General features: G+C 43.9%; 1 protein-coding gene. It reads left to right on the top strand.

Going from position 1 to position 417, the window contains the following annotated elements; genetic code table 11:
• Window positions 1-193: 193 nt before the first annotated feature.
• The coding region (locus Y887_RS18160; RefSeq protein WP_157004371.1) for a hypothetical protein at window positions 194-417 on the top strand (224 nt) is incomplete at its 3' end.

The raw sequence follows: 417 nt of genomic DNA, 5'->3' as shown, positions 1-417 counted from the left end.
CATAGCAACTATAATCATTTTATGAACTGAAGCAGAGGTGATTTATGCAAAGCGAAGAATTGAACATCGAGGTTGAATGTCTGTTAAAGTCGTTAGAACCTAAACCAGCAGAGCTTCCGACCCTTCAAGGAGTCATGGCTCACCATCAAGCGGCTGCGGCCAAACACTACTCTGAATTTGTTAAGGAATAAAAATGAACGAACCAAAAATGATGACCGTTGAAGAAGCACAAAAGCTTCGTGTTGAAAACGAGCTTAAGCTTGTCAACCAGATTCTCCCCTTGTTTGCAGGCTACGCAGTGGAGGAAGTTGTTGGTGCAATCCTTAACGTATCAACGCATGTCGCTATGAATCTTCAGGCCGAGCGATTCAACACACTTCTGACTATTAAAGACCTTACCGTCAGCGCACCGTTCAC

The sequence above is a fragment of the Xanthomonas pisi DSM 18956 genome (genome assembly GCF_001010415.1).
Lineage (GTDB): Bacteria > Pseudomonadota > Gammaproteobacteria > Xanthomonadales > Xanthomonadaceae > Xanthomonas > Xanthomonas pisi.
Note: the sequence above shows the minus strand (reverse complement) of the source record. Positions and strands in the feature narration are given on the sequence as shown.